This window comes from Streptomyces sp. NBC_00440 (genome assembly GCF_036014215.1).
In the GTDB taxonomy this organism is placed as follows: Bacteria; Actinomycetota; Actinomycetes; order Streptomycetales; family Streptomycetaceae; genus Streptomyces.
Window position 1 is genome coordinate 6567379 of sequence record NZ_CP107921.1, and the last position, 18353, is coordinate 6585731.

The window sequence follows — 18353 nt, forward strand, 5'->3', positions numbered from 1 at the left end:
CCCCCTTAGGCGGCATCGCACATGGAGCGTATCGTTTGCGTGACGACAGTCAACGGTTCACGATAGAGGGGATCGGGGATGACCGCATTCGCACTGGACCCGGACCAGCGCAAGTGGTGCGCCGAACTGCGCACCCTGGCCGCTGAACGGCTCGGCCCGCTCGCCGCGGCCGGGGAGCCCGGCCGTGTCAACCGCCCTCTGGTCGCCGCCCTCGGTGAACATGGCCTGCTGGAGCGGCTGTTCCGGGCGGGCGCGCTGGACCTCTGCCTGCTGCGCGAGTCGCTCGCGTACGCCTGCACCGAGGCGGAGACCGCGCTCGCGCTCCAGGGCCTCGGGAGTTACCCCCTCGTCCAGGCCGGCACCATGTACCAGCGCGAGCGGCTGCTGCCCGAGGTGATCGCGGGCCGGGCCGTCGCCGCCTTCGCGCTGAGCGAGCCCGGCGCGGGGTCCGACGCCGCGGCCCTGGAGCTCAAGGCCGCACCGGACGGCGGAGGGTGGCGGCTGACCGGCACGAAGTGCTGGATCTCCAACGCCCCCGACGCCGACTTCTACACCGTCTTCGCCCGTACGACCGAGGGCGCCGGTGCCCGGGGGATCACCGCGTTCCTGGTGCCGGCCGACCGCCCGGGGCTGACGGGTTCGCGGCTGGACATGCTCTCGCCGCACCCCATCGGGACGCTGGACTTCGACGGGGTGCCGGTCGGGCCGCAGGACGTCCTGGGCGAGCCGGACCGGGGCTTCCGGGTCGCGATGAACACCCTGAACCTCTTCCGCCCCAGCGTGGGCGCCTTCGCCGTCGGCATGGCACAGGCGGCCCTGGACGCGACCATCGGCCACACCTCCCGGCGTACCGCGTTCGGCGGCCCGCTGAAGGACCTGCAGGCGGTGGCCCACCAGGTCGCCGAGATGGCCACCCGCACCGAGGCCGCACGCCTGCTGGTCCACGCGGCGGCGGCCGCCTGCGACGCGGGCGACCCCGGTATCGCGAAGCGCTCCGCCATGGCCAAACTCTTCGCCACCGAGACCGCCCAGTACGTCGTGGACACCGCGGTCCAACTGCACGGCGCCCGGGCCCTCCAGCGCGGCCACCTCCTCGAACACCTCTACCGCGAGGTCCGCGCCCCGCGGATCTACGAGGGCGCCACAGAGGTCCAGCGGACCATCATCGCCAAGGAGCTGTACCGATGAGTCCCGACCGAGCCGACGCCAAGGAGCTGTACGCATGAGCCTCGACCGAGTCAACCCGCCGGAGCTCTCCCCGCCCACCGGGTTCTCCCACGCCGTCGCCGCCACCGGTACCCGGCTGGTGTTCCTCGCGGGGCAGACTGCGCTGAACGGTGCGGGGGAGGTCACCGGAACCACCCTGGCGGCCCAGTTCGAGGTGGCGCTGTCGAACCTGCTCACCGCGCTGCGCGCCGCGGGCGGCGATCCGGCCGACCTCGCGCGTGTCACGGTGTACGCCACCGATGTGGCCGACTACCGCGCGCACGCCGCCGAACTGGGCCGTATCTGGCGGAAGCTGGCCGGCCGCGACTACCCGGCGATGGCGGTGATCGGCGCCACGCGGCTCTGGGACGAGCAGACGATGGTGGAAATCGACGGAGTCGCCGTACTGTCCTGACATGCCCGAGATCACACTCACCGCCGGCACCGTCGACTACGTGGACACCGGCGGCTCAGGCCCCGTCGTCGTCCTCCTCCATGGGCTCGTGCACGACGCCACCGTCTGGCGCAAGGTGATCGACGGCCTGCGCTCCGACCACCGGGTGCTCGCGCCCACCCTGCCGTACGGCGCACACCGCACCCCCATGCGCCGCGACGTACCGCTGACACCGGACTCGGTGGCGGAGCTCATCGCCGAGTTCCTCGACCGGCTGGAGCTGCGGGACGTCACCCTCGTCGAGAACGACTGCGGCCGCGCCCAGTCCGTCGCAGCCCGGCACCCGGAGCGGCTCGCCCGGCTGGTCCTGATCTCCTGCGAGGCTTTCGACAACTACCCGCCGGGCATCCCGGGCAAGCTGCTCGTACTGGCCTGCCGGATGCCGGGCGGCATCCCGCTGCTGGTCCATACCCTCGCGATCAAGCCGCTGCGGCGTCTGCCGGTCGGCTTCGGAGCGCTCACCAAGCGGCCCGTGCCCGACGAGATCGTCAACGGCTGGCTCCGCCCGCTCCGCACCGACAGGGCGATCCGCGAGGACTTCCGCCGCTACGGTCTGGGCGTACGCAAGTCGGAGCTGCTGGAGGCAGCGGAGGGACTGCGGACGTTCGACAGACCCGCGCTGGTGGTGTGGGCGCTGGAGGACCGCATGATGCCCCGGGCCCACGGCCGTCGTCTCGCCGAACTGCTGCCGCAGGGGCGGCTCCTGGAGATCGAGGACAGCGGAACGCTGATCGCGGAGGACCAGCCGGAGCAACTGATCGCCGCACTGCGGGAGTTCATCGCCGGCACTGGCTGAAGGCGGCTGCGCCGGGAGGGGGCCTGCCCGCGCGGTTCGCGGTGGCGCGGCGCTGCCGCACGGCTTCGCGAGCCGGTGCGTTTCAGCGCGATGGCATGACAAGCCCGGAAGTCCCCGAAATTGCAAGGATTCACCATATCGCCCGAAAGTTGTCCGATCGCTATTTCCTTTACAGGGAATCCTTGTACCTGAGAGTCTAAATTAAAGACGACGCCGGGAGCTACCGCCCCCTGGGTACGGTGCTTTATGCGGCGGGTGAGACGATGTCTCGCACGGCCACAGAGGAGAATACCCTGCGAGGTCCGATGGATAAACATCGCTCGCCACCCGGCGGTATTCGCTCAAAATACCATTTTTGCCCGATCTGTCATCTTACGCACTGGAGTCACGCGAGCGCCGAGGGTAATGGAGGCGTCACCATTGCTCAAGCCATTTCCCCAGTGATCTTCCACTCAAAAAAAAACCACGCGAGACCTGGAGAAGAGATGGCGGCGGGTATTCACTTGTTTCAACTTTCTATTCACTGGCGAAAGCGTTCTTGCGGAGTACTTCGTGACCATGCAGCCACTCCATGACAAGGGTCTCCTTGAAGTCGTGTCGGAACGGAGCCGCCTGCCGGAGGAGCGGGGCGTGGCCCATGCCTCTGCCCGGAGCCGCGAGTTGGCCCATCTCCTCTTCGACGGTGAGGACCAGGCCCGGGTGCATGGAGCCTGGCGGGACCTCATCGCCACGGAGAGCTTTCGGCACCGGCCCGGGCTCTCCCCGGCGGAACGTGTTCAGCTCTCGTACTCACGGCTGCGTCTGGTGAACGATGCGGCCGGTGATGCCGCGGATCTGGCTTTCGACGTCCGGCGGCTGGCCGCGCTGCACGAGTGGACCGGGGTGGTGGACGGCGGCCTCTGCACCGTGGCGAGCATCCACTACAACCTGTTCCTGGGGAGCCTGCTGGATCAGCGTGCCGGCACCGCCGGGCGTGATGTGTCCGATTTTACGTCGATGCGCCGCATAGGGACGTTCCTCTGTACGGAGCTGGACCACGGCAACGACGCTTCGGCCCTGGGGACAACCGCCGAACTCGACTGGGAGACCGGCGGGTTCGTCCTGCACACCCCCACGCCGGGCGCCCAGAAGTTCATGCCGAACACCAGCCTGGCCGGCGGTCCGAAGAGCGCGGTGGTCGCGGCGAGGCTGCTGGTCGATGGAGTGGACCAGGGGTGCTTCCTCTTCCTGACGCCGCTGAGTGATGACAACGGCCGTGTTCCCGGGGTCCATGTCCGGGAGCTTCCGGACCGTACCGGCACCCCGGTGGACCACTGCCTCACCTCGTTCGACCAAGTGCAGTTACCACGTGAGGCTCTGCTGGAGGCGGAGCACGGCCGTCTCGACCGGGACGGGACACTGCACAGCAGCCTGGGCAGCGCGCGAAAGCGGTTCCTGCATTCGATCGGGCGGGTGACCAGCGGGAAGCTATGCATGAGCGCGGGCACCCTCGGGATGTCGCGAGCGGCGCTGACCATTGCCGTGCGGCACGCGCATACCCGGCATATCAGCGGGCCGAGGCTCGGCGAGCGGGTGCCGTTGGTGGCGCATCGCAGCCACCACGGCAGGCTGCTCGACGCGACAGCGACGGCGTACGCCATGACGTTCCTTCACCGGGAGGTCGTCTCTCAGTGGGTCGGGCACACGGCGGAGAACCGGACGGAGACCGAGCGTCTGGTCGCGGTCGCGAAGGGCTGGATCAGCTGGCAGGCCCGGGCGATCGCGATCGAGTCCCGGGAGCGCTGCGGGGCGCAGGGGCTCTTCCCGGTCAACGGGATTTCGGATCTGCCGTTGAACATAGAGGGTGGCATCACCGCGGAAGGCGACAATCTTGTCATCTGGGTGAAGGCGGGGGCCGAAATGATCTTCGGCCATGAGGTGGAACAGGACCACCTGCCCCATGTGCCCCTGGTCCAGAGGTCGTTGACCGACCTCGCCTTTCTGCGTGCTCTCCTCGTGGAGGTCGAGTCCGCCGCACAGGGCCGGGCCAGGACCGCTCTGCGCCGGGGCCCCGCGGGTGATCCGCTCGGACGTTGGAACGCGGCGTCCACGCCGGCTCTGGAGATGGTCTCGGCGCACGCCTGCCGCCGGGCTGCCGACGCGTTCATCGCTGCCGCGGCACGGGCGACGGATCCGACGGCACGAACCCTGCTGGAGGACTTGTGCAGGCTGTTCCTGCTCCGCCAGTTGAGCGCCCATACCGGGGAGTTGCTCGCCGACGGCCATCTGACCGCCGGCCATGTCCGCGCGTTCCCCGATGCCACGACCGACGTCATGGCCGCGCTCGCACCTCATATGCTGACCCTGGTGGACGCCTTTGACCTGCCGGATGAATTCCTCGCCGCCGTGCCGATCGCCAGTGGCGGACGGATCGGAGACGAGGAAGACACCTGGTCCACGTGGCACCTGCGCAGATCAAGCCCTCTGGCGCCCGCCACGCGGTAGTGGCGCGGTCATCCCTTCCACCAGGTCAGGAACCCGCTCCAGAACTTGCCCTTCTGCGCGGCGGCAGGCGCTGCCTCCGCCGGGCGGCCTCCCGGGCTGCGAACCGCGGCTGTGCTGCTGCTGGTTCGGGGCAGCGTGCTCCGGACCGGGGTGAACCGGGCGGGTAGGATGCTGAGTGCCCGGTGGAAGGGGCCCGGCCGATAGGCCAGAGCGTCAGGATCCACCGACATCTCGATATCCGGCAGTTCGTTGAGCAGTTTCTCGATGGCCTGCACGGCGATGATCATCGCCGGGTCCTTGGCCGGGCAGGCGTGCGGGCCCGCACCCCAGGCCAGATGGGCGCGCCTGCTCACCGTCCCACGGCCTGCGGCGAGGCTCGGGTCGGAGTTGGCGGCGGCGAAGGAGATGAGTACGGGGTCTCCGGCGTTCAGCCTGCTGCCCGCCAGATCGACGTCATACAGGGGGAAGTGCGTGGCGTAGTTGGCTATGGGGCAGCTGTTCCAGAGAACGTCGTTGATGGCGTCCTCGACGAGGACGATGCCGGCCTGCGGACCGTCGGCCTGGCCCTGCGAGAGCAGGACCCGCAGGGCGTTTCCGATCAGATTCGACATCGGCTCGAAGCCGCCGCCGATGAGCTGGATGAGCTGGGGGATCATCTCCTCGTCGCTCAGCCCCGCCGGATGCTGGAGCAGGTGGGTGAGGATGTCATCGCCGGGCTGGGTCCGCTTCAGCGTGACCAGCTCCAGCAGCGCCTCTATGAGGACATCATTCGCCCGCTGTGCGTCGGTCCCGTCGAAAATGCCGGAAATGCCGAAGGCGACCCGGTCACCCAGATCGCCCGGGCAGCCGAAGAGATCGTTGAAGACCAGCAGCGGCACAAGGCGCGCATAGTCGCCGATCAGATCGACCTGGCCGCGCCCACTGAACTGACTGATCAGATAGGTGGCGGTGCGCTCCACCATCCGGGTCAACTGGTGTGTATCGAGCTTCGCCAGACTGTCCGTCACTGCCTGACGGAGCCTCAAATGCCGTGCGCCGTCCTCGAACAGAGGGCCCGGCCGGTACGCCATCATCGGCAGCACGGGGCTGTCCAGCGGCACCTCTCCTTCGTTCAGCGCGCGCCAGCGCCGCGAGTCGCGGACAAAGGTGTCGGGGCTCTGGAGCACCTGGAGCGCTGCGGCGTAGTCGGTGACGAGCGAAGCGTCCACACCCGGGGCCAGCTCGACGGGTGCGACGGGGCCGAACTTCCGCAGGTAGTTGTAGTGGCCTTGCGGGTCCTTGGCGAATTCTTGCGTGTAGAGGGCGGTGCGGTGGCCGGTGTCGTGCGCCGGGCAGCCGGGTGGCGGGGAGGACTCCGAGGGGGGTCGCATGGGGTGGAACTCCTAGGTGAGACGGGATTGGAGGTATCGCACGAGGACGATCAGAGCATTCGCGGACGAGCGCTGATCGCGCGCGTCGCAACTCACCAGAGGTGTCTCGGGAAGCAGGTCGAGAGCTTCTCTGATCTCCGTGTCCTCGTGTTTCGTACCGATGTCGAACCGGTTGACGGCGATGGTGTACGGAATGCCGTACTGCTCCACCAGGTCCATCACGGGGAACGACTCCTGAAGCCGCTCGGGATCGACCAGTACGAGGGCGCCGAGCGCCCCGCGCGACATGTCTTCCCATACCTGGACGAAACGCTGCTGTCCCGGTGTTCCGAAGAGATAGAGCACCAAATTCTCACTCAGCGTGAGCCGGCCGAAGTCCATCGCGACGGTTGTCGTGGTCTTGCCGCGCGTTCCCTTGAGGTCGTCTATCTCCTCGCCGGCCCGCGTCATTACTTCCTCGGTCCGCAACGGAGGGATCTCCGACATGGTTCCGATGAATGTGGTCTTTCCGACGGCGAAGTGCCCGACCACCAGGATCTTCGCCGCGGTCTGCACGGTTTCGTTCAGATAGACCCCGCTATCCGAAACGGGCTTGAAGGCCATTCAGCACCTCCTCAAGTATGCGTCGTTCGACACGCTCGGCCCGCGGAATGGGTTTGCGCGTGTAGAGGTATCCCGCATCGGTGAGATCGGCGAGCAGGACGCGGACAATGCCGACGGGCAACTGGGTGTGACCCGCGATCTCGGCGACCGCGAGGTACCCCCCGGAGCACAGCTCGACCAACCGGCGCTTCTCCGGGTCGAGATGGCCGATCGCGGGGCAGTTCTCGGCCACGGTGATCAGCGTGATCAGCGAGAACTCGTGATCGTCCACCAGGCTGCGGCCGTTGGTGATGACGTACGGACGCACTAATTGCGGGGCTTCCGGCTCCTGGTCCGGCTCCTCTGTCGTCGTCATGCGTCGGCGTCGGCAATCTCGCGCGGAGGACTGGTCAGTGCCTTGCCGAGCTGGCCGACCAACTGCTGCATACGGAAGGAGATCTCCGCCATGTCGACCTCGGGGGAGGCCGAAACGGCGAGGTAGGCGCCCTCGCCTGCGGAGATGAGGAACACCCAGCCGTGCTCGAACTCGACCAGCGTCTGGCGCCACTGGGGCCGGCCGTTCGGCGGGCGGCCGCAGAAGTCGGCCACCGTGCGGCTCAGGGACTGCATCCCGCTCATCGCGGCGGCGATGGTGTCGCCGTGGTCCTTGCCGACTTCCTTGGAGCGGGCCATGAGCAGGCCGTCCGCCGAGACGAGGATCGCGTGCCGCGCTTCGGGGACTTCCAGGGCGCTGTCAAGCATCCATGACAGGTCGTAGTTCACTGAGTCTCAGGCCCTTCGCTGCTTGCACTGGTGGAACGGCGTCCCGACTGGGTCCCCCGCTGGAACGCCCCCATCACGGAGGCGATCTGCTCGGTCGACCTGGCAGGGGCGGCCCCGGCGTCGGCTTCCGGCACGATGGAGATCGGCCCCCTTCTGCTGCGTTTCGGGAGGCCGCCGAAGGTGGTCGTGGGAGCCGGTGCCGGTGCTGCCGCCGGATCCTCTTCGGGCGGCATCGGGGAGGACGCGGCCACGGTGGGAATCTCCTTCGCCTGGGGCTGGGGGGCGGGTTCCGGCATCGACGTGAGGAGGTCGTCGGGCAGGAGCACGACCGCGCGCACACCGCCGTAGGGCGACGTGGTGTCCACGGAGACACTGAATCCGTAGCGTGCGGCGAGCACGCCGATCACGGTGAATCCGAACTGCGGCGGGTTGCCGAGTCCCGCGACGCCGGGGGAGCGCTCACTCGAAAGGAGCTTGGCCGCGCGGCTCTTCTCCTCCTCGTTCATGCCGACACCGGCGTCGTCGACGATGATGCAGACGCCCTTGGGAACCGGCCGGATGTTGATCTCGATCATGGTTTCCGGCGCCGAGTAACTGGTGGCGTTGTCGAGCAGCTCCGCGAGTGTCAGCGCGACCGGTTCGACGGCGCGGCTCACGATGGCGAAATGACTCTGGGTCCGGATCTCCACTCGGGTGAAGTGGCGGATACGGCCCTTCGCGCTGCGGACCACGTCGTAGAGCGACGCGTCGGCGCGCTGACGGCCGAGCCAGCCGTCGCAGAGCACGGCAATGGACTGGGCGCGCCGTGCGAACTGGGAATTCATGTGGTCGATGTCCAGGAGGTCCTGGAGAATCTGGAGTTCGCCGTACTTGCCCTGGAGTTTCGAAATGGCGAGCTGCTGCTCACTCGCAAGACCCTGAAGCGTCCGCATGGCGGATTTCAGAGCGGTCTTGGTGGCTTCTTCGGCCCGCTCTTTCGCCTCTTCCACGGATTCCGCGTAGTGTTCTTCCAGGGTGGCGTAGTGGCTTCTGAGTTCTTGCTTTTCCGTACGGAGCTTGGAAATCGACTTTCTTCCGCGAACGATCGCGGTAGCGGCGACAGGAGTACCAGCTATCAAAGCCCAGAGTGCTGGATCCTGGAGGTACTGAGTCATAGGGCTCTCTTCGGGTGGCGGGGCCGCCGGGCTCTGAATGTCTCGGGGGCGCGGTCGAGTGCACTCGTGGCCGCAGACATACGGGATCGGTCGCGCGCGTTCTCCTGCCCGACTGCCTTTAAAGGCCCGGCTGATGGCAAAGTTCCCCCCGGGGTGGCGGAATTCTGGCCCGACGCGCTGCGCAATTAAGCGCCATAGCGGGTTTGGTACCGCCTGGCAAGCGTGATGATCTTAGCACCACGGGATGGGGTGACGATCCCGGGGAAGCGTTATCTTTCTGGCATCTGACGGAAATTCAGCAAGGTGCTCATATGGGGTCTTGTGGGCGTTGACTATTTGCCGGACGTGCCCGATTGATCATGATTGTGAATTCTTCGGGACGAATGTCCGCGGGCATGGGCCGGGCCCGGGGAAGCCTCGGCCGGGGCCGTCCGGCGGCCGTGTCGTCAGGGTGCGGCGAGCCGTTCGATGGCCACCAGGGCCGCGTCGTCTCCCAGGCTGCCGTCGGCGTGACGCAGCAGATCGGCGCACAGATCCTCCAGCAGCGCGTCCGGTCCGTCGGCGCGGCACGCTGCGATCCGGTCGGGCAGCGGGTAGAAGCGGCCTGCCCCGTCGCGGGACTCGATGACGCCGTCCGTGTACAGGAGCAGGATGTCGCCGGCGCCGAAGGGGAACGTCTGGGCGGTGAAGGCCGACCCGGCCAGCGCCCCCAGCCCCAGCGGCGGTGCGGGCTCCCGGACGTCGAGCGAGAGCACCCGGCCGGACCGCAGCAGCAGGGGCGGCGGATGCCCGCAGCTGACCAGACGGAGTTCCGGGTCGGCGTCCGGGATGTCCAGCACGGCAGCGGTCACGAACGCCTCCGTACCGCGTTCCGCGTCCCCCTCCGAGGGCGGTAGTCCGTCGGCGTACGCGGCGACCCCGGCCTCCAACTGGGCCACGGCTTGCGGAAGTCCGGGTTCCTGGTGGGTCAGGGCCCGGAAGGAGCCCAGGACCTGGGCGGCTTCGCCCATCGCGTCGAGTCCCTTGCCGCGTACGTCTCCGACGATCACGCGGGTGCCCCAGGTCGTGCGGGCCGCCGCGTACAGATCACCGCCGAGCTGCGCCTCCGCCTCGGCGGCCAGATAGCGCGACGCGATGCGCAGCGTCCCGCTCCGCTCGGGCAGCGCGGGCATCACCACACGCTGCACCGCCTGTGCCACCCAGCGGAGCTGCGACATCTCCCGTACGTGCTGCTCCCTCACATGGGCGAAGAAGGTGACGAAGACGGAGATCAGGAACAGCGCGGCGATCTGGTACGTGTGATTGAGGTCGTTGATGCTGGTGCGCGCGATGCCCACCAGCGACTGGGCCAGGACCGCGACCGCACCGACGAAGCCGGTCATACGGGGTCCGGCGAACGACGCCGTGATCGCCGGAGCCGCCACGAGAAAAGGGCCGAGGTGGACGTCCGGTGGCGCGAGGATGTCCAGCACCGTGACGGTGGCGATCAGGGCGAACGGCACCGCGATGAGCGCTTTCGGGCGCGGTAGGTCCTCGTGGAGCGGGCGCAGTATCCGCAGCGGGCTCATATCTCTGGATACCGCACACGGGCCGCTCACGCTCCCCGTGGCCGTGCCGCCGTGCCGCCGTGCCGCCGTGCCGCCGCGCTCCGGGGTGAGCCGCTGCCGGACCGAGCGGCTCCCGCACGCAGATACGGGGGAATCACGACGGTATGGGGTTGTATCCCTGTATCGATCGACTGACTCGTTCGCCATGGAGGATGCGCCTTGCCCGCCAGCCCGAGTGTTCCCGTGTCCCCGGCCCGGCGCGCCGAACCACTGCAACGGCTCCTGTTCGGCGGCATCTACGGAACGATCCTCGCCAGCGCACTGGCCGCCGCTCTGGACAACGACAACGGCAGCCCGGACCCCGGGTACGACGCGCTCTGGGTTCTGCTCACGTCACTCGCGTCGGCGGCGGCGCACGGTTACGCCCATGCCATCGCCCACCGAAAGGCCGACGGAGTGCCGGTCACCAGCAGCACCGTACGGTCGGTGCTCACCGAGTGGCCGCTGGCCGCCGCGGTGCTGCCCACGGTGGCCGCCCTGCTCGGCGCGCACGCGGGCTGGTGGGGGGAGGAATCCGCCATCGCGTTCTCCCTCGGCATCAACACGGTGGCGCTGTTCGGCTGGGGGCTCTGGGCCGCACGTGTGGCGGGCCGCAGCTGGGGCAGGGCGTCCCGCACCGGTGGCGTGGACATGCTGATCGGGCTTCTGATCGTGGCGGCGAACATCCTGAGCCACTGAGCGAGCGGCCGTTCGGAAGCCGGGCGTGATCCGCTGCCGCGCTGTGGCTGCCGGACCGGATCGCCGGCCGGCACGCTGGCGACGGCCGCGAACTGGCCGTGTTCCACCGTGATGTGAGGCTGTGGAACGTGATGCTCCAGCCCGGGCTGGGTCGCGCCGGTGGTGCCCCTTACGGTGAGGCATGTGACCCTGAGTGCGAGATCTCTTCTGCCGGTCAACATCACCCTCGGAGTCCTGCTGGTGGTGCTGCTGGCGGTGGCGGCGGGGGTCGCCTGGTTCTTCCGGCTGTCCCCTGATTCCTCTGATTCCCCGGCCGGGCGTCCCCGGGAAATCCTGGTCGCAGGAGTGCGCGCGGCCGCCCAGCTCGCCGTGGTGTCGTTGATCATCACCTGGGCGGTCACCAGGGTGGCCGGGCTGGCAGCGTTCCTGGTCGTGATGTTCACCGTCGCCGTACGCACGGCAGGCCGACGGCTGACCAGCAACCACACCTGGTGGCTCACGGCCGCACCCCTTGCGGCCGGCGTCGTCCCCACGGTGACCGCGCTGCTGCTGACGGGGCTGGTTCCCCTCAAGGGCCTCGTACTCATTCCGATCACCGGCATTCTCATCGGCGGCGCCCTCACCGCGACGGTGCTCGCGGGACGCCGCGCCCTGGACCAGCTGGAACAGCGCAGGGGAGAGGTCGAGGCTGCGATGGCGCTGGGCTTCTTCGACCGGGATGCGCGGATGGAGATCGCGCGTCCCGCGGCATCCGACGCCCTGCTTCCGGGGTTGGATCAGACGCGTACTGTCGGGCTGGTCACCCTTCCCGGGGCGTTCGTGGGCATGCTCCTTGGGGGTGCGAGCCCGATGATGGCCGGCGCTGCGCAGCTGTTCGTCCTGATCGCCCTCATGGCTGTGCAGGCCGTCGCCGTTGCCGTGACCGTCGAACTGATAGCTCGTCGGCGCCTGTTCCGCCCGGCGCGGGCGGAGACCGGGCGAGCCTCCTGACCGTGCGGAATTGCTGGAGCCCGCTGATCCGTCCAGGAGATCCGGCTGCACAGTCGAATTACCTCGAACGGATCAATGCCGTACGCCCATTCAGGAGATCGCGCTGTGTGTTGAATTGCGTGTTCGGACGGTTGCTGTGGTGGTGGCAGTAGCTTCCTCTTGCTGAGGCGATTCATTTCCCTCTGTGGGCCGTTCGACGGCGGATTGTGCGAGCAGTGAGCCGTTCGTGTCGGCGCATGTACGGGGACGTCGCCTCACGGCATCTACCCATCGGTCTGTGACCTCGTGGAGGCAATGCGTGTTCCCCAAGCCCAAGACCAGCAAGCTCGTCATGGCGCTGACTGCCGGTGTGATGGCCGTCGGCGTGGCCGCAGGTCCCGCTCTGGCCGGCGACCTCAGCAACGGCACGGCCAGCAACGGCCAGATGACTGTCGCGGCCAAGTCCTTCTACAAGGGGCGTGTGATCTCCCCGACGGGCGTGCTGGTGCGGAGCGGCCCCAGCCAGCGCTTCCGGGTCGTCGGTTCCTACTCGCACAACTCGATCATCGAGATCGTGTGCAAGGTGCACGGCCAGAACGTCGCGGGTAACAACCTGTGGTACAAGACGCCCCGCGGTAACTTCGTGTCGGCGCGGTACATCACCAACATCGGTGCCATTCCGCGCTTCTGCTGAACCCGAGCGGAAACACCCCTTGTGCGGTGACATTCCTGCTGTCGCGCCATATTGCGCAAGGGGCTTGATCTGCCGCTGTTGCATTCGTCGCCGGCCCTGTGCTCCAGGGGGCCGGCGACGAAGCGTTTTTGATACGGAATTCTCCGACGAGGGCGTTCGCCGCCCGCACCGTGCGGTCCGGCCGGGCGAGGGCCCCAACGGCGGCATCGAGTTCTGTGGTCAGAACCCCGCTTCGGCACCGATGAGAAGGTGCCAGGGCCAGTCGTCATCGCGGGTCACCGGCTCCGGGTCCGGGGGGAGAAGGCTTCGCGTGGCCTCGGACACGGGTGCCCGCAGGATTCCGATGGTGCTGTCGATGAGGTTTGCGGTGAGCAGCGCGACCCGCCGCGCGTTGTCGGACCCGCTCTGTTCCATGGCGTGCTCGCACGCGGCCAGGGCGCGGACGGTGAGCATCATGGCCAGGGCGAGCCGCGTGCGCAGGATGGTTTCGGGCAGGTCGTCCAGGAGGCGGGCGATTGCGCTGAAGACGGTCTGCACGCTCTGTGTCGCCGCTGGATCGGCCGGTACGAGGGCCACCGTCCATGGGGGAGTGGCCACTTGGGCGAGGAAGCGCGCGTAATGGCTGTGCTCCTGCTCGATGAGCGCGCCGGCCAGCGGACGGATGAGGGCGTCGGCCAGTTCTTCCAGGGAGGGTTCCCGGCCGTTCTCGTACAGGGTGGCCAGCAGGTGCTGACGGCGGATGTCCACCTGCCCCGTATGGCGTTCGAAGATCTCCCGGACTAGCTGTTCCTTGCTGCCGAAGTGGTACTGGGCCGCCGACTTGTTGCGCTGACCCGAGGCCGCGGTGATCTCCCGGAGCGATACGGCGTCGATCCCCCGCTCGGCGAACATGTGCAGGGCCACCTCGGCCATGGCCTCGCGTGTCGTGCTTCCTCTGGTCATGGATCCTATTATAAGGCACCCGCCTTAAAGATTGGTGTACCTTGCTAAGGCACTCGCCTTATTTCTGAGCGCCAGGGAAGGATCCCCCATGAAATCCCCCACCTCGAAACTGCGTCGCGTCGCGACCCTGGCCGCATCGGCTGCCGGTGCCGCCGCGCTGGTGCTCGCCGGCACCGGAGCGGCGCAGGCCGGGCCACTGCTGAGCGGCCCCGGCCCGAGCCGGGCCCCCGGTTCCACCGGCCGCCCGGCGAGCCCGCACGCGGTGCCGGGCAGCGAGGTCCACAACCCGTTCATGGCGCAGGACGGCCGGAGCGCCATGCACGGCGACAGTTATGCGAGCAACACCCAGCCGCAGGGGGGTCCGTTGGGACGCCACCCCGGGGTGACCGGTTCCAGCAAGGTCACCGACCCGAAGGACCCGGCCCAGTGCGCCACGGCCACGTTCCTTCGCAACGGGCTGATGGTCCTCAACTGCGGCGGCGCCTCGCACCATCCGACCCTGCGGCTGGAGGACCCCGCCACCCTCAAGGACCTGGCCTCCTACCCGCTCCCGGTGCGGCCCTCCACCTACCAGGCGGCCGCGACCGGCAACCCCGCCCTGATGTTCTCCGACACCTCGGGCTCCTACTACTACCTGGACAACCGCGACCGGATCGTCATCGCGAGCGCCGACCAGCACATCCAGCGACTGACGGTGAATCACATATCCTCCGGTCGCTGGGAGTTCAAGCAGTCGGACAACTGGGACCTGCGCCCGTACCTGTCGCACACCTGCGCCACCGCAGCCGACCCGGACCCGAAGGGCGAGTGCGACCCGGTGACCGCGGTCCAGGTGGACTACCAGGGCCTGATGTGGTGGGTCAGTGACCACGGCCGCGTCGGTACGGTCGACGCGGACACCGGCACCGTCCGGACGGTCGACCTCCACGGCGAGCAGATCGAGAACTCCTTCTCCACCGGCCCCGACGGCGCATTCATCGCCACCGACCACGCCCTGTACAAGATGCATGCGGGGCCGGACGGTACGCCGCGGACCGACTGGCGCGAGACGTACGACCGCGGGACCCGCACCAAGCCCGGCCAGATCAACCAGGGCACAGGCGCGACGCCCGCCCTGCTCGGCAACAAGTACGCAGGCATCACCGACAACGCCGATCCCCGTATGCACGTCCTGGTCTACCGGCGCGGCAACCACGTCAACGGCAACCGCCTGGTCTGCTCCGTTCCTGTCTTCCGGCCCGGCGCGGGCGCCACCGAAAACTCGCTGACCGCCTGGGGCAACGGTTTTTCGGTGGAGAACGACTACGGCTACACATCCACCAAGAGCACCCAGGGCGGCCGGAGCACCCCCGGCGGGATCACCAAGATCGAGGTCAACAAGGCGGGCACCGGCTGCAAGGTCGCCTGGACCAGCAAGGAACAGTCCCCCACAGTCGTCACCAAGCTCTCCCGCTCCAACGGCCTGCTGTACGCCTACTCGAAGCCGGAGAGCAGCAAGGGGGTCGACGCCTGGTACCTCAGCGCCATCGACTGGCGCACCGGTAAGACGCGCTTCCGCATCCTGACCGGGACGGGCGACGCCTACAACAACAACTGGTCCCCGATCACCCTCGGTCCGGACGGCTCCGCCTACATCTCCACGTACAGCGGCATCGTCCGGGTCCACGACAGGACCGGCCGCTAGTTCCACTGGGTTTACAAGGTGGGCGAAGGCCCGGATGACGGGTAGGGCCGACCGCCGTGGCCGGCCCTACCCGCGCGTTCCGGTTACCCGCCGAAGGTCTTCGTCGCCGGATGGGTCGACAACGCCGCCTGGTTGAAGGTGACGGCCACGCCGTGTCCCCGCAGCCGGGAGGCGCGCTGGTCGATCTTCCAGCCGTCGATCCGCACCCCGATGTTCTTGTGGTCCCGGACCTGACCGGTGTCCAGTTGGACCCTGGCAGTGCGCGACTCACCGCCCACCAGGTTCAGGTAGTTGTCGTCGAACGTCGCCGGCAGAATGCGTTCGCCGGTCCGGGTGTCGTACACCTGCAGGTGCACCATCAGTGCCACGGCCCCGCCGGTGTTCTCGACCTCCACGGTCAGCTCGGTGTTGTCCCTCCCGTGCTTCACGTCGGCCGTGACGGAGACGGCGGCCGGGGCCACATCGTTCAGGCTCAGGAATCCCGCGGCCCGGGCCGGGTTCTCGATCCAGTAGAAGTTGCGGACCGGTTCGGCGCCGTGCGCATCCTCGAACGAGAGCCGGACGAAGGCGACATCGGAAGGTGCGCCGTTCAGCTGCGCGGCGATGTTGCCGGTCACCGTGTGGTCGGACGCCGCCGCCCCGCCGACGCGCCAGGAGGTGTTGGCGAACGCCTTCCCGTCCAGGTCGTAGAGCGTGACGGCTACGGTGCCCAGCACGGCCTCTCGGGTGTGATTGGCCACCACCACGTCGTACGTCTTGCTGTTGAGGATCACGTTGACCCGCCTGCAGGCGTGCTGGACCGCGTAGAACGACGAGTGTGCCTCAAGGTCGTGCGTGTACATCTGCCAGACGAAACTGGGCTGCGCGGGATTGGTCATCCACATGATGACGCCGGTGCGCGGGTACGGTTTGCCCGGCGCGGCGCTCTCCATGTTCGCGGCGTGCGCCTCGTAGATCGCCTTGATGCACTCGTAGTTCATCAGCTGGGACTTGCGGGCGAAGTCCGGGAGATTCTGCAGATCGCCGTAGCGCTTCGCGGTGATCTGGAGGTAGCCCGCGCCGCCGCCGTTGCCGCCGTTGCCGTTGACGTCCCGGTCGGCCCAGGAGTCGTCCGGGTGCTCCCACGACGCCTCGGGGATCATCTTCTTGATGAACTCCAGCGTGGGGATCGAGTACGAGCCGACCTCGTTGTGGAACGGCGGCCAGTGGGTGCCGTCGTTGAGGTCGAAGTGGGTGCTGGGGGTGACCCAGTGGTACGGCCCGCCCGAGCTGTAACCGCCAATGGGGTTCTTGCCGGTGTCGCCGGCCGAACTGGTCAGCGAGGCGCGCTTGGGGTCCAGCTCGGCGACCAGCGCGTCCAGGCCGTCGACGAGCTGCTGCGGCGGCGGGCCCTCGTTGCCGCCGCACCACAGCAGGACCGACGGGTGGTTGCGGAACCGCACGATGCACTCCCGGATGTTGTCCAGGTCGCGGGTGACGTTCGCCGGGGCAGGACCTTCCGTCGAGCAGAAGAAGTCCTGCCAGACGAGGATGCCGTACTCGTCGCACGCCTCGTAGAAGTCCTCGGTGCTGCTCTGGCCGTTCCAGTTCCGGATCAGGTTGAGGTTGGCTTCGCTGTGCAGCCGCACCTGCTCGCGGAGCCGTTCCCGCGGAATGCGCTTGAGTGCTTCGTCCAGGCCCCAGTTGCCGCCCATCACCAGGATCGGCTGGTTGTTGACGGTGATCGCAAGGCAGTCCGTCGGCGTGCCGGTCTGTGACTGGATCGGCTTGGTGTACTCGATCCGCCGGACGCCGAAGTCCACCGTCCGCTCGTCGTGGACCTGGCCGCCGGACTCGACGCCGATCGAGAGCCGGTAGCGGTGGGGGTCGCCGTACCCGTTGGGCCACCACAGCTTCGGGCGGTTCAGCCGCAGGCAGTCGATGTCCTTCGACGTCACCGTCACCGTGGATGCGCCGGCCGGCACGGTCACGGTCCGGGCGAACTCGTGGCCGTCCAGGGTACCCCTGACCACCACGGACCGGGACGAGTCGAAGGCGCTGTCGAGGGTGAGTCCGATCGCGATGTCGGCCGTGCTCAGATCAGCGGAGAGCGTCGGATCGACGTGCACGTCGGTCAGCCGGATCTGCCCCGTCGTGGACCAGGTGACCGGCTGCCAGATGCCCAGGTCCCGGTCGGGGATGGTCGGCAGCCAGTCCCAGCCCGCCGTACAGAAGAACGTCGGGCCGTTCTTCAGAGTGATCCCGGTCTTGCCGCCGTTGCGCCCGCCGCGGGTCACGCCGCTGGCGTAGCTCGGCAACGCCGGAGGGTCGGCGTAGTCCAGCTTGCCGATCAGCACCGCGAGGTGAGCCGTGCCGTCGGCCTTCGCGATGATGTCCGTGACATCGAAGACGCCCCGTTTGAACGCACCCTCGATGGTGCCCACCTCGGTGCCGTTGAGCCAGATCGTCCCGAGGTAGTTGATGCCGTCGAACCGCAGCCAGAACCGCTGGCCCGGGATCAGCCGCGGCACGGGGAACGCGACCCGGTACCAGTAGTCGGTGTCCTTGAGGGTGTCAGGGATCGTGTCGGTCACGATGTGGCCGTACAGCGGATCGGGGTACTCGCCGTTGGCGATCATGCTCGTGAGCGGCGTGCCCGGCACGACAGCCGGCTTCAGGCCGGTGATGCGCTGCGCGCTGGCCATCCGGTTCCCGGGCGGCGTCGTGCCGTCCGCCGCGGTGAAGGTCCAGCCGCTGGTGATCTCGCGGCCGTCGGTGCGGACGAGATGGGTGCTCTGGGAGTTCGGGGTGCCTGTGGTGCCGCCGCCCGGCGCTGCGTCGGCGACGCCGGACAGCCCGAGCGCGCCGAGAACACCACCACCGGCGGTGGCGATCCCACTGGACAGGAAACGCCTGCGATTCAACTGGGTCACGTCGCTCCCGGTGCGTCGTTCGACAACGTTGTCAGTGC

At 68.2% G+C, this 18353-nt stretch carries 16 protein-coding genes; 8 read left to right on the forward strand and 8 right to left on the reverse strand.

The window, feature by feature from the left end:
• The first annotated feature begins 78 nt into the window (after positions 1 to 78).
• The 4 genes from OHB13_RS29285 (at position 79) to OHB13_RS29300 (ending at position 4940) form a co-directional block, all read left to right on the forward strand.
• Positions 79 to 1188 (forward strand): acyl-CoA dehydrogenase family protein, encoded by a 1110-nt coding sequence (locus OHB13_RS29285; protein WP_266851969.1) that lies wholly within the window; start codon positions 79 to 81, stop codon positions 1186 to 1188.
• A 34-nt stretch (positions 1189 to 1222) separates the two neighbouring features.
• The gene (locus OHB13_RS29290; RefSeq protein WP_328379045.1) at positions 1223 to 1621 is read left to right on the forward strand and encodes a RidA family protein; all 399 of its coding nucleotides are present in this window, start codon (positions 1223 to 1225) and stop codon (positions 1619 to 1621) included.
• Position 1622: 1 nt separating this feature from the next.
• Positions 1623 to 2456: an alpha/beta fold hydrolase gene (locus OHB13_RS29295; RefSeq protein ID WP_328379046.1), complete on the forward strand. Its 834-nt coding sequence runs from the start codon at positions 1623 to 1625 to the stop codon at positions 2454 to 2456.
• 558 nt (positions 2457 to 3014) lie between these two features.
• A complete protein-coding gene (locus OHB13_RS29300; protein ID WP_405945297.1) occupies positions 3015 to 4940 on the forward strand; it encodes an acyl-CoA dehydrogenase in 1926 nt (641 codons plus the stop codon).
• A gap of 8 nt (positions 4941 to 4948) precedes the next feature.
• Here the strand turns inward: OHB13_RS29300 and OHB13_RS29305 are convergent, their stop codons facing one another.
• The 6 genes from OHB13_RS29305 to OHB13_RS29330 form a co-directional block, all read right to left on the reverse strand.
• Complete coding sequence (locus OHB13_RS29305) at positions 4949 to 6310, reverse strand: cytochrome P450 (RefSeq protein WP_328379048.1); 1362 nt, start codon at positions 6308 to 6310, stop codon at positions 4949 to 4951.
• Positions 6311 to 6322: 12 nt separating this feature from the next.
• Positions 6323 to 6913, reverse strand: coding sequence for a GTP-binding protein (locus tag OHB13_RS29310; RefSeq protein ID WP_328379049.1), 591 nt, complete (start codon positions 6911 to 6913; stop codon positions 6323 to 6325).
• Complete coding sequence (locus OHB13_RS29315; RefSeq protein ID WP_266851959.1) at positions 6888 to 7268, reverse strand: DUF742 domain-containing protein; 381 nt, start codon at positions 7266 to 7268, stop codon at positions 6888 to 6890. The genes OHB13_RS29310 and OHB13_RS29315 overlap by 26 nt, the downstream gene beginning before the upstream one ends.
• Positions 7265 to 7675 (reverse strand): roadblock/LC7 domain-containing protein, encoded by a 411-nt coding sequence (locus OHB13_RS29320; protein ID WP_328379050.1) that lies wholly within the window; start codon positions 7673 to 7675, stop codon positions 7265 to 7267. Before OHB13_RS29320 ends, OHB13_RS29315 begins: the two co-directional genes overlap by 4 nt.
• Positions 7672 to 8829, reverse strand: a complete 1158-nt coding sequence (locus tag OHB13_RS29325) for an ATP-binding protein (protein WP_266851956.1) — start codon at positions 8827 to 8829, stop codon at positions 7672 to 7674. Before OHB13_RS29325 ends, OHB13_RS29320 begins: the two co-directional genes overlap by 4 nt.
• Before the next feature lie 446 nt (positions 8830 to 9275).
• Complete coding sequence (locus OHB13_RS29330; protein ID WP_328379051.1) at positions 9276 to 10397, reverse strand: PP2C family protein-serine/threonine phosphatase; 1122 nt, start codon at positions 10395 to 10397, stop codon at positions 9276 to 9278.
• 198 nt (positions 10398 to 10595) lie between these two features.
• Between OHB13_RS29330 and OHB13_RS29335 the strand changes: the two genes are divergently transcribed.
• The 3 genes from OHB13_RS29335 to OHB13_RS29345 all read left to right on the forward strand — a co-directional run bounded on the left by OHB13_RS29335 (position 10596) and on the right by OHB13_RS29345 (position 12777).
• Positions 10596 to 11114: a hypothetical protein gene (locus tag OHB13_RS29335; protein WP_328379052.1), complete on the forward strand. Its 519-nt coding sequence runs from the start codon at positions 10596 to 10598 to the stop codon at positions 11112 to 11114.
• Between the two features lie 183 nt (positions 11115 to 11297).
• Complete coding sequence (locus OHB13_RS29340; protein ID WP_328379053.1) at positions 11298 to 12104, forward strand: ABC transporter permease; 807 nt, start codon at positions 11298 to 11300, stop codon at positions 12102 to 12104.
• A gap of 298 nt (positions 12105 to 12402) precedes the next feature.
• Positions 12403 to 12777, forward strand: coding sequence for an SH3 domain-containing protein (locus OHB13_RS29345; protein ID WP_266851949.1), 375 nt, complete (start codon positions 12403 to 12405; stop codon positions 12775 to 12777).
• Between the two features lie 219 nt (positions 12778 to 12996).
• Here OHB13_RS29345 and OHB13_RS29350 read toward each other — a convergent pair whose 3' ends face one another.
• Entirely contained in the window at positions 12997 to 13719 is a 723-nt protein-coding gene (locus OHB13_RS29350) for a TetR/AcrR family transcriptional regulator (RefSeq protein WP_328379054.1), read from the reverse strand.
• An 88-nt stretch (positions 13720 to 13807) separates the two neighbouring features.
• Here OHB13_RS29350 and OHB13_RS29355 point away from each other — a divergent pair, with 88 nt between their 5' ends.
• Complete coding sequence (locus OHB13_RS29355) at positions 13808 to 15403, forward strand: hypothetical protein (RefSeq protein WP_328379055.1); 1596 nt, start codon at positions 13808 to 13810, stop codon at positions 15401 to 15403.
• Positions 15404 to 15486: 83 nt separating this feature from the next.
• Here the strand turns inward: OHB13_RS29355 and OHB13_RS29360 are convergent, their stop codons facing one another.
• A complete protein-coding gene (locus OHB13_RS29360; protein WP_328379056.1) occupies positions 15487 to 18315 on the reverse strand; it encodes a glycoside hydrolase family 2 protein in 2829 nt (942 codons plus the stop codon).
• Positions 18316 to 18353: the final 38 nt, after the last annotated feature.

What these genes read in the sequence shown, in the direction of transcription:
- OHB13_RS29285 (WP_266851969.1), top strand. Translation starts at nt 79, where the DNA reads ATGACCGCATTCGCACTGGACCCGGACCAGCGCAAGTGGTGCGCCGAA.
- OHB13_RS29290 (WP_328379045.1), top strand. Translation starts at nt 1,223, where the DNA reads ATGAGCCTCGACCGAGTCAACCCGCCGGAGCTCTCCCCGCCCACCGGG.
- OHB13_RS29295 (WP_328379046.1), top strand. Translation starts at nt 1,623, where the DNA reads ATGCCCGAGATCACACTCACCGCCGGCACCGTCGACTACGTGGACACC.
- OHB13_RS29300 (WP_405945297.1), top strand. Translation starts at nt 3,015, where the DNA reads ATGCAGCCACTCCATGACAAGGGTCTCCTTGAAGTCGTGTCGGAACGG.
- OHB13_RS29305 (WP_328379048.1), bottom strand. Translation starts at nt 6,310, where the DNA reads ATGCGACCCCCCTCGGAGTCCTCCCCGCCACCCGGCTGCCCGGCGCAC.
- OHB13_RS29310 (WP_328379049.1), bottom strand. Translation starts at nt 6,913, where the DNA reads ATGGCCTTCAAGCCCGTTTCGGATAGCGGGGTCTATCTGAACGAAACC.
- OHB13_RS29315 (WP_266851959.1), bottom strand. Translation starts at nt 7,268, where the DNA reads ATGACGACGACAGAGGAGCCGGACCAGGAGCCGGAAGCCCCGCAATTA.
- OHB13_RS29325 (WP_266851956.1), bottom strand. Translation starts at nt 8,829, where the DNA reads ATGACTCAGTACCTCCAGGATCCAGCACTCTGGGCTTTGATAGCTGGT.
- OHB13_RS29330 (WP_328379051.1), bottom strand. Translation starts at nt 10,397, where the DNA reads ATGAGCCCGCTGCGGATACTGCGCCCGCTCCACGAGGACCTACCGCGC.
- OHB13_RS29350 (WP_328379054.1), bottom strand. Translation starts at nt 13,719, where the DNA reads ATGACCAGAGGAAGCACGACACGCGAGGCCATGGCCGAGGTGGCCCTG.
- OHB13_RS29355 (WP_328379055.1), top strand. Translation starts at nt 13,808, where the DNA reads ATGAAATCCCCCACCTCGAAACTGCGTCGCGTCGCGACCCTGGCCGCA.